Annotated in this window: 16 protein-coding genes; 8 read left to right on the top strand and 8 right to left on the bottom strand. The window is 63.8% G+C overall.

The window, feature by feature from the left end:
• The first annotated feature begins 81 nt into the window (after positions 1-81).
• The 4 genes from AAG793_RS11765 to AAG793_RS11750 all read left to right on the top strand — a co-directional run bounded on the left by AAG793_RS11765 (position 82) and on the right by AAG793_RS11750 (position 2839).
• Positions 82-561, top strand: coding sequence for an Lrp/AsnC ligand binding domain-containing protein (locus AAG793_RS11765; RefSeq protein ID WP_341908468.1), 480 nt, complete (start codon positions 82-84; stop codon positions 559-561).
• A gap of 149 nt (positions 562-710) precedes the next feature.
• Positions 711-1850, top strand: coding sequence for an ABC transporter substrate-binding protein (locus tag AAG793_RS11760; RefSeq protein ID WP_341908466.1), 1140 nt, complete (start codon positions 711-713; stop codon positions 1848-1850).
• Between the two features lie 120 nt (positions 1851-1970).
• Positions 1971-2528, top strand: a complete 558-nt coding sequence (locus AAG793_RS11755) for a DUF3617 domain-containing protein (protein WP_341908463.1) — start codon at positions 1971-1973, stop codon at positions 2526-2528.
• Between the two features lie 47 nt (positions 2529-2575).
• Positions 2576-2839, top strand: a complete 264-nt coding sequence (locus AAG793_RS11750) for a DUF3253 domain-containing protein (protein ID WP_341908462.1) — start codon at positions 2576-2578, stop codon at positions 2837-2839.
• A gap of 19 nt (positions 2840-2858) precedes the next feature.
• On the opposite strand, the gene AAG793_RS11745 is transcribed toward AAG793_RS11750, so the two are convergent.
• On the bottom strand, positions 2859-3581 hold the full coding sequence (locus AAG793_RS11745) for a YggS family pyridoxal phosphate-dependent enzyme (RefSeq protein WP_341908460.1): 723 nt from the start codon (positions 3579-3581) through the stop codon (positions 2859-2861).
• An 83-nt stretch (positions 3582-3664) separates the two neighbouring features.
• Here AAG793_RS11745 and AAG793_RS11740 point away from each other — a divergent pair, with 83 nt between their 5' ends.
• The 4 genes from AAG793_RS11740 to AAG793_RS11725 all read left to right on the top strand — a co-directional run bounded on the left by AAG793_RS11740 (position 3665) and on the right by AAG793_RS11725 (position 7421).
• Positions 3665-4708, top strand: a complete 1044-nt coding sequence (locus tag AAG793_RS11740) for a type IV pilus twitching motility protein PilT (protein ID WP_341908458.1) — start codon at positions 3665-3667, stop codon at positions 4706-4708.
• A gap of 150 nt (positions 4709-4858) precedes the next feature.
• Positions 4859-5995, top strand: coding sequence for a PilT/PilU family type 4a pilus ATPase (locus tag AAG793_RS11735; protein WP_341908455.1), 1137 nt, complete (start codon positions 4859-4861; stop codon positions 5993-5995).
• 95 nt (positions 5996-6090) lie between these two features.
• Positions 6091-6474 (top strand): tautomerase family protein, encoded by a 384-nt coding sequence (locus tag AAG793_RS11730; protein WP_341908453.1) that lies wholly within the window; start codon positions 6091-6093, stop codon positions 6472-6474.
• A gap of 44 nt (positions 6475-6518) precedes the next feature.
• Positions 6519-7421 (top strand): NAD(P)-dependent oxidoreductase, encoded by a 903-nt coding sequence (locus AAG793_RS11725; protein WP_341908451.1) that lies wholly within the window; start codon positions 6519-6521, stop codon positions 7419-7421.
• 151 nt (positions 7422-7572) lie between these two features.
• Here the strand turns inward: AAG793_RS11725 and AAG793_RS11720 are convergent, their stop codons facing one another.
• From AAG793_RS11720 to AAG793_RS11690, 7 genes are all read right to left on the bottom strand, one after another.
• Complete coding sequence (locus AAG793_RS11720) at positions 7573-8226, bottom strand: BON domain-containing protein (RefSeq protein ID WP_341908449.1); 654 nt, start codon at positions 8224-8226, stop codon at positions 7573-7575.
• Entirely contained in the window at positions 8223-8822 is a 600-nt protein-coding gene (locus AAG793_RS11715; RefSeq protein WP_341908447.1) for a phosphoheptose isomerase, read from the bottom strand. The genes AAG793_RS11720 and AAG793_RS11715 overlap by 4 nt, the downstream gene beginning before the upstream one ends.
• Positions 8823-8966: 144 nt before the next feature.
• Positions 8967-9752 carry a 5'-methylthioadenosine/adenosylhomocysteine nucleosidase gene (locus AAG793_RS11710; protein WP_341908445.1) on the bottom strand — a complete coding sequence of 262 codons (786 nt, stop codon included), beginning with the start codon at positions 9750-9752 and terminating at the stop codon, positions 8967-8969.
• Positions 9753-9908: 156 nt separating this feature from the next.
• On the bottom strand, positions 9909-11597 hold the full coding sequence (locus AAG793_RS11705) for a long-chain-fatty-acid--CoA ligase (protein ID WP_341908677.1): 1689 nt from the start codon (positions 11595-11597) through the stop codon (positions 9909-9911).
• Between the two features lie 163 nt (positions 11598-11760).
• A complete protein-coding gene (locus AAG793_RS11700; protein WP_341908443.1) occupies positions 11761-12414 on the bottom strand; it encodes a 3'-5' exonuclease in 654 nt (217 codons plus the stop codon).
• Positions 12411-14321 carry a DUF294 nucleotidyltransferase-like domain-containing protein gene (locus tag AAG793_RS11695; RefSeq protein ID WP_341908441.1) on the bottom strand — a complete coding sequence of 637 codons (1911 nt, stop codon included), beginning with the start codon at positions 14319-14321 and terminating at the stop codon, positions 12411-12413. Before AAG793_RS11695 ends, AAG793_RS11700 begins: the two co-directional genes overlap by 4 nt.
• Positions 14322-14397: 76 nt before the next feature.
• On the bottom strand, positions 14398-15352 hold a 955-nt coding region (locus AAG793_RS11690), incomplete at its 5' end, for an NAD(P)(+) transhydrogenase (Re/Si-specific) subunit beta (protein WP_341908439.1).

Below are 15352 nucleotides of genomic sequence, written 5' to 3'. Positions count from 1 at the left end.
ACCGACAATTCGCCTATGTTGCTTGCAGTGCCGATGAATTTCACGCTAAATTCAAGGCTTTTACCGAATATTTCACTATCCATGTTCGAACCCTCGCCCGATCTCGACCGCATCGACCTGAAAATCCTGAATGTCCTGCAGCAGGACGGGCGCATCTCCAACCTGAAGCTGGCCGAGAGCGTGGCGCTGTCGCCCACAGCCGTGCTGGCACGCGTGCAGCGCCTCAGCCGCGACGGCTACATCCTCGGCTACGAGGCGCTGCTGAATCCCCTCAAACTGGGCGCCGGCATGATGGTGTTTGTTGAAGTGCTGCTGGACCGCACCACGCCCAACGTGTTCGAGGCCTTCAAGGCCGCGGTGCAGGTGCGCCACGAAATCATGGAATGCCACATGGTCGCCGGCGGCTTTGATTACCTGCTCAAAACCCGCATGGCCGACATGGCGGCCTACCGGTCTTTTGCGGGCACGGTGCTGTGGCAATTGCCCGGTGTAAGAGAAACGCGTACGTACGCAGTGATGGAAGAAGTCAAAAGTACGCAGCGGCTGGCACTGGGGATTTAATCACTGCGGCAAAGCGCCGCATTTGTATTGCCATGTGTGAGCGAGTGCGTTAAGTTGTACAGCCCGAACACTGCGGTGTTCGGCCCTGTGCACGATCAGCGCGATCCACACGATCCGCGCTTCCAGTCATGACCCGAAAGGAAACTGCGATGACGCTCAAACCATGGCCCGCCCTATTGGCATTGCTTCTTGGATGGAGCGCAGTGACCGCGCAAGCCGCCGACCCCGGCGTGAGCGACAACGAAATCCGCATCGGCCAGTTCGCAGCGCAGACCGGCCCGGCGGCAGAACTCGGCAAGCGCATGCAGGTCGGCATCCTCGCGCATTTCAGTGCGGTGAATGCGGCCGGCGGCATCAACGGCCGCCAGCTCAAGCTGATCTCGCGCGACGACGGCTACGAGCCCGAAAAAGCGGCCGCCGCCGTGAAGGCACTGATTGAAGAAGACAAGGTGTTTGCGCTGATCGGCTCGGTCGGCACACCGACCACGCTGGCGGCAGTTCCGGCGATCAACGCCGCAGGCATTCCGCTGATCGGCCCGTTCACCGGCGCGCAGGCGCTGCGCGAGCCCTTCAACCGCAACCTGTTCCACGTGCGCGCCAGCTACTTCGACGAGACCGAGCGCATCGTGCAGCACCTCAGCACACTGGGCATCAAGAAGATCGCCGTGTTCTACCAGAACGACTCCTACGGCAAGGCCGGGCTGGCCGGGGTGGAGCGGGCGCTGACCAAGCGCAACCTCAAGCCGGCAGCAGCCGTGACGGTGGAGCGTAACAGCGTGGACGTGACAGCGGCACTGGCCGAAATCCTGAAGGCGGCGCCCGAGGCAGTGATCCAGATCAGCGCCTACAAATCCTGCGCGGCACTGATCAAGCAGGCCCGCGCCAAAGCCTACGGCGGACAGTTTTTCAATGTGAGCTTTGTCGGTTCGCAGGCGCTGGCCAATGAACTGGGCGACGCGGGTGTCGGGGTGACGATTTCGCAGGTGGTGCCCTTCCCCTACATCGCGTCGTCGGTCGTGGTGCGTGAATACCAGCAGCGCATGACGGAGGCCGGTCAGAAGGAATTCGACTTCTCCAGCATGGAGGGCTTTCTGGCCGCCAAGGTGTTCACCGAAGGGCTGCGCCGCACCGGCAAGAACCTCACCCGGGACGGCCTGATGACGGCGCTGGAGTCGCTGCGCGACCTGAACATGGGCGGCTTCACCATCAACTACGGGCCGAAGGAACACGAGGGCTCGCGCTACACCGACCTCACCATCATCGGGCGCGGCGGCAAGTTCATGCGTTGACGCCTGTACTAGCGACCCATCGCCGCACGGTACGCGCGGTGATCAGGCCACGCAGGTGATTTACAGACTGAGGCGCCGGACCAATAATCCGGCTCATTGCCAACTTCCGGGAGACCCCTCATGAACCACCGCCGCCTGCTGTGCACCACCGCACTGGTGCTGGCCGCCGCCTCAACCGCCCACGCCCAGAGCATGAAGCCGGGCCTCTGGGAAGTGAACAACAAGATGGGCGGCAGCCCCGAGATGGACAAGGCCATGGCCCAGATGCAGCAGCAGATGGCCAGCATGTCGCCTGCGCAGCGCAAGCAGATGGAAGACATGATGGCCAAGCAGGGCATGAGCATGGGCGGTGCGGCCAACGGCGGCATGGTCATGAAGATGTGCATGACCAAGGAGATGGCCGAACGCAACGAGGTGCCGATGCAGCAGCAGGGCAACTGCACCACCACGACCAGCGACAAGACCGCCACCGGCATGAAGATGAAGTTCACCTGCACCAACCCGCCTTCCAGCGGCGAGGGCCAGATGACGTTCTCCGGTGACAGCGCTTACACGATGAAGATGAAGATCAACAGCAGTGGCCAGGGCGGCCCCAAAACCATGACCATGGACGCTTCGGGCAAGTGGCTGGGCAGCGACTGCGGTGCCATCAAGCCGATGACGATGCCGAAGAAGTAAGGGTTTCATCACGGGCCGGCCGACTGGACCACCGTGCGGCACACCCCATGGAAACTCCAGACAACAAGGCGATTGCCGATGCGGTGCTCGCGCTGGTAAGCCAGCGCGGGGCATCGTCCAGCGCCTGCCCGTCCGAGGTGGCACGCAGGCTGGCGCCCGACCACTGGCGACAGCTGATGCCGCAGGTGCGCGAGGTGGCCTCCCGGCTGGCGACTCAGGGTGAGATCGAGATCACGCAGCGCGGCGTCGCCGTGTCACCGCAGGGCCCGTGGACGGGCCCGATCCGGCTGCGGCAGCCACCCGACACATGACACCGGCCCAGGCGCTGACTCAGCCCCGGCCACCAAAAATGGCCGTGCCCACCCGCACCATGGTGCTGCCCGCGTGAATGGCCGCTTCCAGATCCGACGTCATGCCCATCGACAGGGTGTCCATCGGCCTGGGCAAAAAGCCGGCGGCGTTGATGCTGTCGAACAGGTCTTTGGTCTGGCGGTGAACGGCGAGCGCCGCCTCAAAGCTGTCGGCAGGCTCCGGAATCGCCATCAGGCCGCGCAGCGTCAAGCACGGGAGCGCCGCCACCTCCCGCGCCAGCGCGAGGGCTTCATCGGGCGACACACCGGACTTGTTGGCGCCGCCGTCGATATTGACCTGCAGACACAGCTGCAGCGGTGGCAACTCTGGCGGCCGCTGCTCGCTCAGGCGCTGCGCGATCTTCAGGCGGTCCACCGACTGCACCCAATCAAAATGCTCGGCCACCAGCCGGGTCTTGTTGCTCTGCAGCGGACCGATGCAATGCCACTCCAGCGGGGCACCAACAGAGCCGGGGTGATCGCCCTGCCAGGCCCGCAGCGCCAGGATTTTCTCGACGCCCTCGGCCACGTAGTTTTCGCCAAATGCCCGCTGACCGTCAGACATGGCGTCGATCACCGCATCGGCACCAAAGGTTTTGGAGACCGCCAGCAGACGCACCGCAGCAGGGTCGCGGCCAGCGGCCACGCAGGCGGTGGTGATGCGGTCGCGCACACCTTGGAGATTACGCACAATCATGGTCATAATCGAACTGTAAACCGGTCTGGACACTGCGCGTCTGGACGCCGCACCCTGCCATGAACACCGACTAGCAAGGATCCCGAGGGATGGACATCACCCAACTGTTGGCCTTTAGCGTCAAGAACAAAGCCTCTGACCTGCACCTGTCGGCTGGGCTGCCCCCGATGATCCGCGTGCACGGCGATGTGCGCCGCATCAACATCGATCCGCTGGACCACAAGCAGGTGCATTCCATGGTGTACGACATCATGAACGACACCCAGCGCAAGACCTACGAGGAATTCCTCGAGGTCGACTTCTCGTTCGAGATTGACGGCCTGGCGCGCTTTCGCGTCAACGCCTTCAACCAGAACCGCGGTGCCGGTGCCGTGCTGCGGACGATTCCCTCCAAGATTCTTTCGCTGGAGCAGCTGAACGCGCCCAAGATCTTCGGCGATCTGGCGCTCAAGCCGCGCGGCATGGTGTTGGTCACCGGCCCGACCGGCTCGGGCAAGTCCACCACGCTGGCGGCCATGGTCAACTTCCTGAACGAGACCGAGTACGGCCACATCCTCACGGTGGAAGACCCGATCGAGTTCGTGCACGAATCCAAGAAATGCCTGGTCAACCAGCGCGAGGTCGGCCCGCACACGCTGAGCTTCAATGCCGCGTTGAAGTCTGCACTGCGGGAAGACCCCGACGCGATTCTGGTCGGCGAGATGCGCGATCTGGAAACCATTCGCCTCGCCATGTCCGCCGCTGAAACCGGCCACCTGGTGTTCGGTACGCTGCACACCTCGAGCGCCGCCAAGACGGTAGACCGGATCATTGACGTGTTCCCCGCCGAAGAAAAGGAAATGATCCGCGCCATGCTGTCTGAATCGCTGCAGGCGGTGATTTCGCAGACGCTGTGCAAGACCAAGGACGGCCAGGGCCGCGTGGCGGCGCACGAGATCATGCTCGGCACCAGCGCCATCCGCAACCTGATCCGTGAAGCCAAGGTGGCGCAGATGTACTCGTCCATCCAGACTGGCAACAGCGTGGGCATGCAGACGCTGGACCAGAACCTGACTGACTTGGTCAAGCGCAATGTGATCTCCGCTGCCGAGGCGCGCAGCAAGGCCAAAATCCCCGAGAACTTTCCAGGGTGAACATGGGCCACACTCGCAGAACGGACTTGTTCCCTTCAAGCAGGAGCCGCGGAACCGGCTTTGCCGGGCCGCAGGCGGAGCGGCCCCCTCGGGGGGCAGCGAACCACACGAAGTGGGGAGCGTGGGGGCAGTATTTTTTAGGAGTCGTTCATGGAACGCGACCAGGCCAGTAAATTCATCAACGATCTGCTCAAGCTGATGGTCAGCCGCAATGGCAGTGACCTGTTCATCACCGGTGACTTTCCGCCCGCGATGAAGGTCGACGGCAAGGTGACCAAGGTGTCGCCGCAGCCGCTCAATGCCGGGCACACGCTGGCGCTGGCGCGCGCCATCATGAACGACAAGCAGGCCGCCGAGTTCGAGCGCACCAAGGAATGCAACTTCGCCATCTCGCCGCCCGGCGTGGGCCGCTTCCGTGTGAATGCCTTTGTGCAGCAGGGCAAGGTCGGCATGGTGATGCGGACGATTCCGGCCACGCTGCCCACCATCGACGGGCTGGGCGTGCCGCAGGTGCTAAAGGACGTGGTGATGTCCAAGCGCGGCCTGACGATTCTGGTGGGCGCCACCGGCTCCGGTAAATCCACGACGCTGGCCGCCATGGTGGACTGGCGCAATGAGCAGTCCTACGGCCACATCATCACGATTGAAGACCCGGTCGAGTTCGTGCACGCGCACAAGAACTGCGTGATCACGCAACGTGAAGTGGGTCTGGACACCGACAGCTGGGAAGCCGCGCTGAAGAACACCCTGCGCCAGGCGCCCGATGTCATCCTGATGGGCGAGATTCGCGACCGTGAAACCATGGAGCATGCCATCGCCTTTGCCGAAACCGGTCACCTGTGCCTGGCCACGCTGCATGCCAACAGCGCCAACCAGGCGCTGGACCGCGTGATCAACTTCTTCCCGGAAGAGCGCCGCGCCCAGTTGCTGATGGACCTGTCGCTCAACCTCAAGGCGATGATCTCGCAGCGGCTGGTGCCCAAGCAGGACGGCAAGGGCCGTTTTGCAGCGGTGGAAGTGATGCTCAACTCGCCGCTGATTTCCGACCTGATCTTCAAAGGTGATGTTTCCGAGATCAAGGAGATCATGAAAAAGAGCCGCAACCTGGGCATGCAGACTTTCGACCAGGCGCTGTTCGACGCCTTCGAGGCCAGTCACATCACCTACGAAGACGCGCTACGCAATGCCGACTCGGTGAACGACCTGCGCCTGCAGATCAAGCTCAACTCCCAGCGCGCCAAGTCCAGCGACCTGTCGGCCGGCACGGAGAACTTCGCGATCGTTTAACGGCGTTGCGCTGCCCGCAAAACCGATTTGCACAGGGCAGCGTTTCGCATCTGGCTAACGCCGGGCACAGTCGGGCATTCCTTCAGGAGAATGCCATGCCTTATGTTCGCATTGAATTGCCGCCAACGATCGCACCGGAGCGCGCCCACCCCATCGGTGATGCCGTGCACGACGCGATGGTCGAAACCATCGCCGTCCCGGTCGATGACAAATTCCAGTTGATTACCCGACATCCGCCGGGCGCCATCGTCTGCACGCCCGAGTACCTGGGCGTCAAGCACACCGCGCAGGCGCTTTTCATCCAGATCTTCCTGGCGCCTGGCCGCACGCTTCAGCAGAAGCGCGCCCTGTACGCCATGATTGCACGCGACGTGTCCGCGGCGGCGCAAGTGGGCCCATCGGACGTGCTCATCAGCCTGGTCGAAACCCTGCGAGAGAACTGGTCGTTCGGCGATGGGGTGGCTCACTACACGTTGTGAGCTGCGCGCCTAGAATTGCCTCTTCACTCCAGGAGCCGCGACCGATGTCTTCGACAAACACCAAAACCTACGAACCCTCCACCCCCTGCAAGGTTGCCTTTCTGGGCCTTGGCGTCATGGGCTTTCCCATGGCTGGCCATCTGGCGCTGGCAGGGCATCACGTCACCGTGTACAACCGCAGCGCGGCGAAGGCCGAGGCCTGGGTGGCTGAGTTCAAGGGCCAGTCAGCAGCCACGCCCCGCGAAGCGGCAGCGGGCGCCGACATCGTCTTTTGCTGCGTCGGCAACGACGACGACCTGCGCGGCGTGGTGCTGGGCGCCAATGGTGCACTGGCAGGCATGAAGCCCGGCGCGGTGTTCGTGGACCACACCACCGCCTCGGCCAGTGTGGCGCGCGAGCTGTACACCGCCGCCAAAAACCTCGGTCTGCACTTTGTCGATGCGCCGGTGTCGGGCGGTCAGGCCGGTGCACAAAATGGCGCGCTCACCGTCATGTGCGGTGGCGACAAGGCCGCTTTTGACGCGGTGCGTCCTGCGGGCATGGCTTTTTCCAAGGCCTTCACCCTGATGGGCGACAGCGGCGCCGGCCAGCTCACCAAGATGGTCAACCAGATCTGCATCGCCGGTCTGGTGCAGGGGCTGAGCGAGGCGATTGCCTTCGGCCAGAAAGCCGGGCTTGACGTGAACCTGGTGCTGGACGTGATTGGCAAGGGCGCCGCCCAAAGCTGGCAGCTGGACAACCGCGGCAAGACCATGGTGGCTGACAAGTTCGACTTCGGTTTTGCGGTGGACTGGATGCGCAAGGACCTCGGCCTCGTGCTGGATGAGTCCAAACGCAACGGAGCACGCCTGCCCGTCACTGCACTGGTGGACCAGTTCTATGCCGACGTGCAGGCCATGGGCGGCCAGCGCTGGGACACCTCCAGCCTGATTCGCCGGCTGAAGTAATCAGCCACGGCCATCAACGAAAAGGGCCTTCGCGCCTCCCCTCTCGTCCGGGTGGCAATCACCAGCAGGTGCTGCGGGACTGGCTTTGCCGGACCGCAGGCGCCGCCCCTTGGGAGAACAGGCTACACGCAGTGAGCCTGGACGGGGGTTTTTATGGTTTGTTGGCAGTCGCCGGCTGCGGCTTGGCTGGGGTCGGCAGCATGCGCGCCAATTCGTCTTCGCTGATGATTTCAAACATGCGCACCACCCGCTGCACGCCCGGCGTGGAGCGGACCAGTGCCGTGGCGCGATCCGCCTCGCGCTGGGTCACGCGCCCCATCAGGTAAGTGGTGCCGCGCTCGGTAACGACCTTGAAGGCGTTCGAGAACAGGTCCCTCGCGTCCAGCAGGTTCGCCTTGACGCGTCCGGTGACCAGCGCGTCGGAAGAGCGCTGCGCCAGCGTGGAATTACCGCTGATGGCCAGCTCGTTCACCACGCCAGTGACGTTCTCCACACGGGTCACGATCTGCTCGACCAGTTGCTTGTCCTGTTCATTGGGCACCTCGCCGGTCAGCAGGACCTGGCGGTTGTAGCTGGCCACATTCACATGCACGCGGTCACCCACGTTGGTGCGGATGCGGCTGGCAGCACGCAGCTCGATGCCTTCGTCCTCGAGCTGGGCACCCGAGGTGCGGCGGTCCGTCGCCACCAGGGCGCCACCGGCGACACCGCCGGCAAGGATCGGGAAACAGCCCGTCAGGACAACGGACAGTGTGGCGGCGGTCAGGGCCGTCAGGGCCAGACGCCGGATCGCGATACGTTTCATGCTGAAGACTCCTGATCACCAAGTAACTGGGTGTCCACACCATCGCAAATGCAATGCAGGACAAGAAGATGCACTTCCTGGATACGGGCAGTGCGCTCATGCGGCACGCAGATGTGCACATCGGTCTCGCGCAGCGCCTGGGTCATCTTGCCGCCACCCCGGCCGGTCAGCGCCACCACCGTCATCTCGCGCTCATGCGCCGCCTCGACGGCCGCCAGCACATTCGCCGAGTTGCCGCTGGTGCTGATGGCCAGCAGCACGTCGCCGGCGCCGCCGAGCGCACGCACCTGCTTGGAGAAGATCACGCTGAAGTCGTAGTCGTTGCCAATCGCGGTGAGGATGGAGCTGTCGGTCGTCAGCGCAATTGCGCCCAGTTCAGGCCGCTCCCGCTCATAGCGGCCGACAAACTCGGCTGCGAAATGCTGGGCGTCTGCCGCCGAGCCCCCGTTGCCACAGGCCAGGACCTTGCCGCCGCTGGTCACACTGGCGAGGATGGCTTGGACCGCCGCCGCAATCGGCTTGGACAAGACCTGAGCCGCCTGGTACTTCAGGTCGGCGCTGTCGATGAAGTGCTGTTCAATGCGTTGTTCGAGCATGTGGCAATGATAGCGGGTCGTGCCACGCGCCATCGCCTGCAGCCAGGCCCCTTGCACTCTGTCACCCCGTACGCAGCGATACGCGGATTTGCGACGATTTGTAAGCCATGGCCGTGCGCCACCGCACGCTGCTGCGGTCGCTCGCTAAGGCTGACCTGGCAGTGTGGCCAGCAAATCCCCGATGATGTCGCGCGCGTAGCGGCTGGCCACATGCTCGACAAAATGCGCGAAATCCACGTGCGCAGTGTCATCGGCCCGGTCGGAGATGGTACGCATGGCTGCGAAAGGAATGCCGTAGTCCACACACACCTGTGCCACGGCGGCGCACTCCATCTCGACGGCCAGCACCGCATGCCCTGCAGCGGTGAGCACACCGTGCAACGCACTGGACTCGTCTCCGCCAGAGACAAAGCGGTCGCCGCTGGCAATCAGGCCCCGGTGCACCCGGGCACCGGCAAACTCGTCGCCATGCCCACGCCGTGCGAGCACCCGGTTGGCGGCAGCCCACATGAGCTCGCCCAGTGCCTCATCAGCGTCGAAACGGGCTTTGCCGTAAAAGGGCACTTCGAATCGAGGAAAAAGGGGCGAGACATCGAGGTCGTGTTGCACGAAATCGGTGGCAACCACCACATCCCCCACATTCACCGCCGGGCCCAGACCGCCGGCCACACCGGTGAACACGATGCGGCCGACACCGAAACGCTCGATCAGTGCGCTGGCCGTGGTGGCTGCGGCCACCTTGCCGATTCGCGACAAGGCCAGCACCACCGGGTGCCCATGCAGCTGACCGAGCCAGAACTCCCGACCGGCGTGCGTCACACGGCTGGGAGCCTGAAGCACATCCACCAGACCGCGCTGCTCCTGCGGCAGGGCGCTAAGGATGGCGGTCGGTGCAACGTTGGAGCCGGCAGATGAGGGCATGAAAGACATGAAGGGATTTTGCCGGTAAACAGAGGGAGACGGCAGAATACAGAACGCACTGACGGCACATGTGACACTGCGCTCGTCTGCGCTGACAGGGCAGAGACACGGACGAAAAAAAGGGCGACTTGCGCCGCCCGGAAAAATCACGTGCCGACGTGCGGCTTATTTCTTGTCGCGCAGCTCGCGGCGGAGAATCTTGCCCACTGGCGTCTTGGGCAGATCGGTGCGGAACTCCACCACCTTGGGCTGCTTATAGCCGGTGAGATTGGTTTTGCAGAACTCGCGCACCTGCGCTTCAGTGAGGTCGGGGTTCTTCTTGACGATAACGAGCTTGACGGCTTCGCCGGACTTGTCGTCCGCCACGCCAACGCAGGCGCATTCCATCACGCCGTCGAGCTTGGCCACCACATCTTCGATCTCGTTCGGGTAGACGTTGAAGCCGCTGACCAGAATCATGTCTTTCTTGCGGTCGACGATCTTGAAGAAGCCCTGGTCGTCGAGGATGCCGATGTCGCCGGACTTGAAGTAGCCGTCGGGCGTCATGACCTTGGCGGTCTCATCGGGCCGCTGCCAGTAGCCGGCCATGACCTGCGGGCCCTTGATGGCGATCTCGCCCGGCTGGCCCTGAGGCACTTCGTTGCCGTCGTCGTCCAGCAACTTGAACCAGGTGCCCGGAATCGGCACCCCGATGGTGCCGGTGAAGGCCTTGCTGATGGTCGGGTTGCAGCTGGCCGACGGAGAAGTTTCCGACAGGCCGTAGCCTTCGCAGACCGGGCAACCGGTTTTCTCCAGCCACAGCTTGGCCACCGCGCCCTGCACGGCCATGCCGCCGCCGAGCGACACCTTCAGGTGCGACCAGTCCACGGTATTGAAGTCGGGGTGGTTGGCCAGGCCGTTGAACAGGGTGTTCACGGCAGGGAAGCTGTGGATGCGGTGCTTGGACAGCTCCTTGAGCACCGCCGGCAGATCGCGCGGATTGGGAATCAGGATGTTCTTGGCACCGGTGCGCATGCCCAGCATCATGTTCACCGTGAAGGCGAAGATGTGATACAGCGGCAAGGCACACACATAGGTGGGCTGCTCGCCCGCCGGCATGGTAGCCATGGCCGGGCTGTTCCAGGCTTCGGACTGCAGCAGGTTGGCGATGATGTTCCGGTGCAGCAGCACTGCGCCCTTCGATACCCCGGTGGTGCCACCGGTGTACTGCAGCACGGCCACGTCGTCGGGTTTGATGTCGGGGCGCTTGAGCGTGACGCGGGTACCACGGGCCACCGCGTCATTGAAGCGCACGGCCGTCGGCAGGTTGAACGCAGGCACCATCTTCTTGACGTTACGTACCACGTAGTTCACCAGCGCGCCCTTGAGCATGCCCAGCTGGTCGCCCATGGCGGCCAACACCACATGCTTGACTGGCGTGTTCGCGATGCACTGCTCCAGCGTGTTGGCGAAATTCTCGATGATGATGATGGCCTTGGAGCCCGAGTCCTTGAGCTGGTGCTCCAGTTCGCGCGGCGTGTACAGCGGATTGACGTTGACCACCACATAACCGGCGCGCAGGATGGCGGCGACCGCCACCGGATACTGCGGCACGTTGGGCATCATGATGGCGATGCGGTCGCCCTTGGAGAGACCCAGCGTCTGCAGGTAGCCACCCAAGGCAACCGACAGGCTGTCGGTCTGGGCAAAGGTGACTTCCTTGCCCATGAAGCTGTAGGCCACGCGGCTGCCGAACTTCTGGAAGCTTTCCTCCATCAGCGCCACCAGCGACGCGTACTGCGACGGGTCGATGTCAGCCGGGACGCCCGGAGGATAGGCCTTGAGCCAGGGGCGCTCGAGGAGGGCCGCGTTCATCGGTGCATTCATGTTGTCTCTCCTTGACTGTTTTCTTACTGCCACGAATTCTCACGGCGCGCCGTCTGCATGGCTATTGTGTTTTCCCTAGGGAACCCGGGAAATCAGAAGGGACACCTCCCTAATTTCGACGACGCTGTCGCCCTCTCCTGTCGCCCCCTCATCAGGCGCGTGCAATCCAGCGCTGCCGGGCGGCCAGCTTTTCAACGTCCTGCCAGCATGCGCACTGCGTGGCCACGCGAGGCCAGATGCGCAGCAACAACTCGCACTCGGCCAGTGTGTCGGCGGCGGCCTGATGCCGATTGGCGCAGACGATGCCAAAGTGGGCCAGCCACTCGTCCAGCGCACGTGCCCTGACTGTCTCGTGGGTGACTGCACACAGCTGCTCGATATCAAGCCAGCGGTTGGGCAGGGCAGCGCCCAGGTGCGCCAGCGCATGACGGCCAATCATGGCCTGGTCGAAAGGCGCGTGAAAAGCCAGCAGCGGCGAATTGCCGACGAATTCTGCAAACGCGCGCAACCCGTCGGGCATGGGTTCCCCTTCGCGCTGGCGCTGCAGGCCAATGCCGTGCAGCAGGATGTTGCCCTTGTCAGAGACCACATCCGACTGGCGGAGCACCACCTCAAAGCTGTCGCCAAGGCTGACGCTCACGCGCCGCGCCGCCCAATCCACCTGAACGGCAATGGCAGCAATCGCCAGCAACTGGTCGCGCTGCGGGTCCAGTCCGCTGGTTTCGACATCCAGCACCACCCAGCGCGCTTCGTTCACTGCCGCCCGGGCACCCCACCAGCCGCGCAGCCGGTCGCCCCAGTTCATCGTGCGTAGTCCATTTGCAGGCGCTGCTGCAGTGAACGGGCCACACGAAACGATTCGCGCAGGATGCGCCGGTCGATGTCGTTCAGGCGCGCCACTTCGATGTGATTGGGCTGTTGCGGCGAGGCCGTACCTTCGAGCTGGATGCGCAGCCGCAAGGTCTGCAGAAACTCAAAACCGCTGACCCAGGCCTCGTACTCCGGCGGGGCCAGTCCAAGCAGCGCGCCAATTGCCTCCAGCCGCTCGCGGGTATTGGTGACAGTGACGCCGTGGCTCAGTGAATAAATGCGCGCCACATCGACAAAAATCGCTGCACCCTGCAGCTTGAGGTCAATCAGCCCCGCATCGTCCACCGCGATGCTGCCGGTCCAGTTCAGTGGCACGCTGTGGGTCAGGGCATTGAGCGTCAGTTGCTTGATGAAGCGCGGTGCGCGGCGCGCAGCGTCGGTGACCTCGCGGCGCAGGGCCGCCGCCAGGCCCGCATCGCCAGACAGCACACGGAAATCGAAGTAAATGCTGGCCTGCAACAAGTCCTGCGGCGCGCCGTGTTCGATCCAGTGCGCAAAGCGCTCGCGCCACTGGCGCAGCGTCAGGCAGCAGGCCGGCTCACCGGCCATGATGCCGCCGCGGCACAAGGGGTAGCCACAGACGTCCAGCGCCAGATTGACCTCGCGTGCGAACCGCAACGCCGCTTCGCGGTCGGATGGCGTGATGTCGTCCGGCAGGATCAGTGCGTTGTCCTGATCGGTGGCAATCGTCTGTTCGCTGCGCCCTTCCGATCCCAACGCCAGCCAGCAGAGACGCGTCAGGTCGATGCCATGCTCCTTCGCCTTGATCTCGAGCAGGCGCGCGGTCAGCACGTCGTTCAAGTGGCTGATCAGCGCGGTGAGCTGGCGCGCATGCACACCCTGGCCGAGCAGGCTGTGCGCAAACCGGCGCATGTCCTGTGCCACCAGCTTGAGCGTCTCCACATCAACCGCCGACCGGATCGAGGTGCTGACCTGCTTCAGGCTGAGCCGCTGCATCGCGAACAGATCGCGCTCCGACACCATCCCGACCACCGCCCCGCCGCGTGTCACCGGCACATGGCGGATACCGTGCTTGCTCATCAGCAACGCCGCGTCGAGGGCGGTGTGCTCGTGACCCAGCGTCAGCACCGGTTGCACCATCACCTGGGCAATCGGGGTGTCAAGGGGCAGCCCCGGCAACGTGACCTTGCCCAGGATGTCGTAGCGCGTGAGGATGCCCAGGGGCTGCAGCTGCGCGTCGGTCACCAGCATGGAGCCTATGCGCCGCTGGTGCATCATCGCCAGCGCCTCGCGCAGCGGTGTGTCGGGCAGGCAGGTCACAGGCGCCTGACGCGCGACGTCACCCAGCGGCGTTTCCAGCGACTGCTCCGCGAGGGCCTGCGAGGCATAGGCCACCTGCAGCGCGCGCCGCGAGAGGTCCAGAAACTTCAGGATGCGCCGGTTCAGGAAGTCGGCAAACGGCGGGCTGAGCACAGCCAGCGCGCGCATCGCATCGAGCGGCAGGGCCAGCACGAAGGTGTCGGCCACCGCCTTGTAGCTGGCCGTGACCGCCCGCTGGGCCACCGCAGCACTGACCGGAAACAACTCCCCGGGTTCGTAATGAAACGCGCCGCCCGAAAGCTCGGCCAGGCCACGCTCGCCAATCACTGCGCCCTGGCGAATGAAAAACAGGTGTTGCACCAGCCCGCTGTCGGGGTCGATCAGCCGTTCGCCGGGGGCGTAGTAGTTTTCGGTGGAATGACTGAGGAAGAAGTCGACATGCTCGGCCGACATCTGCGCAAACGGCGGGTGCTGCATCAGCGCCAGGCGCAGATTGGCCAGCAGGCTGCTGGACGGACTCTGGTCGGCTTGGAGGGGCGAAAGCGGCGGGTCTGCATCCATCACGGTTGTCCCTTCGATTTTGAATCGACGGTCACGAGCAGACCCGCTGCGCCCTCAGGCCCGGCTACGGCACCGCTTACTCGATGGCCTTGCCCATGTCTTCGATGACCTTCTTCGCATCACCGAACACCATCATGGTCTTGTCCATGTAGAAGAGCTCGTTGTCGAGGCCCGCGTAGCCGGCAGCCATCGAGCGCTTGTTGACGATCACTGTCTTGGCCTTGTAGGCCTCGAGGATCGGCATCCCGTAGATCGGGCTGCCCTTGGTGTGGGCCGCAGGGTTCACCACGTCGTTGGCGCCCAGGATGATGGCCACATCGGCCTGTCCGAACTCGGCGTTGATGTCTTCCATCTCGAACACCTGGTCGTAGGGCACTTCGGCCTCGGCCAGCAGCACGTTCATGTGCCCAGGCATGCGCCCGGCCACGGGGTGGATGGCGTATTTGACGGTGATGCCCTTTTCGGTCAGCTTGGCGGCCAGTTCCTTCACGGCATGCTGCGCGCGCGCCACAGCCAGGCCGTAGCCGGGCACGATCACCACGGTTTCGGCATTGCTCAGCACAAAGGCCGCGTCGTCGGCGCTGCCGCTCTTTACAGTGCGCTGCACTGCGCCACCGGCTGCGGCCGTGGTGGCCTCCCCGCCAAAGCCGCCCAGGATCACGTTGAAGAAGCTGCGGTTCATGGCCTTGCACATGATGTAGCTCAGGATCGCACCCGAGCTGCCCACCAGCGAGCCGGCGATGATCAGCATGCTGTTGTTCAGGCTGAAGCCAATGCCCGCGGCCGCCCAGCCCGAATAGCTGTTGAGCATGGACACCACAACAGGCATGTCGGCGCCGCCGATCGGGATGATGATGAGTACGCCCAGCACAAAGGCCAGCGCCAGCAGCAGCCAGAAGTCCACGCGTGCCTCGCTGATCGTGTAGCCCACGATGAAGAACAGCGTGGCCAGGCCCAGCACCAGGTTCAGGATGTGCTGGCCCTTGAACTGCACCGGCGCGCCCTGGAACAGGCGAAACTTGTACTTGCCG

This window comes from Polaromonas sp. YR568, from assembly GCF_943372955.1.
GTDB lineage: Bacteria > Pseudomonadota > Gammaproteobacteria > Burkholderiales > Burkholderiaceae_C > Polaromonas.
This window is presented reverse-complemented; position numbering and strand designations above follow the sequence as displayed.

Bases quoted from the DNA above. Each gene is read 5' to 3' on its own strand.
- AAG793_RS11765 (WP_341908468.1), top strand. From the start codon at position 82: ATGTTCGAACCCTCGCCCGATCTCGACCGCATCGACCTGAAAATCCTG.
- AAG793_RS11760 (WP_341908466.1), top strand. From the start codon at position 711: ATGACGCTCAAACCATGGCCCGCCCTATTGGCATTGCTTCTTGGATGG.
- AAG793_RS11755 (WP_341908463.1), top strand. From the start codon at position 1,971: ATGAACCACCGCCGCCTGCTGTGCACCACCGCACTGGTGCTGGCCGCC.
- AAG793_RS11750 (WP_341908462.1), top strand. From the start codon at position 2,576: ATGGAAACTCCAGACAACAAGGCGATTGCCGATGCGGTGCTCGCGCTG.
- AAG793_RS11745 (WP_341908460.1), bottom strand. From the start codon at position 3,581: ATGACCATGATTGTGCGTAATCTCCAAGGTGTGCGCGACCGCATCACC.
- AAG793_RS11740 (WP_341908458.1), top strand. From the start codon at position 3,665: ATGGACATCACCCAACTGTTGGCCTTTAGCGTCAAGAACAAAGCCTCT.
- AAG793_RS11735 (WP_341908455.1), top strand. From the start codon at position 4,859: ATGGAACGCGACCAGGCCAGTAAATTCATCAACGATCTGCTCAAGCTG.
- AAG793_RS11730 (WP_341908453.1), top strand. From the start codon at position 6,091: ATGCCTTATGTTCGCATTGAATTGCCGCCAACGATCGCACCGGAGCGC.
- AAG793_RS11725 (WP_341908451.1), top strand. From the start codon at position 6,519: ATGTCTTCGACAAACACCAAAACCTACGAACCCTCCACCCCCTGCAAG.
- AAG793_RS11720 (WP_341908449.1), bottom strand. From the start codon at position 8,226: ATGAAACGTATCGCGATCCGGCGTCTGGCCCTGACGGCCCTGACCGCC.
- AAG793_RS11715 (WP_341908447.1), bottom strand. From the start codon at position 8,822: ATGCTCGAACAACGCATTGAACAGCACTTCATCGACAGCGCCGACCTG.
- AAG793_RS11710 (WP_341908445.1), bottom strand. From the start codon at position 9,752: ATGTCTTTCATGCCCTCATCTGCCGGCTCCAACGTTGCACCGACCGCC.
- AAG793_RS11705 (WP_341908677.1), bottom strand. From the start codon at position 11,597: ATGAACGCGGCCCTCCTCGAGCGCCCCTGGCTCAAGGCCTATCCTCCG.
- AAG793_RS11700 (WP_341908443.1), bottom strand. From the start codon at position 12,414: ATGAACTGGGGCGACCGGCTGCGCGGCTGGTGGGGTGCCCGGGCGGCA.
- AAG793_RS11695 (WP_341908441.1), bottom strand. From the start codon at position 14,321: ATGGATGCAGACCCGCCGCTTTCGCCCCTCCAAGCCGACCAGAGTCCG.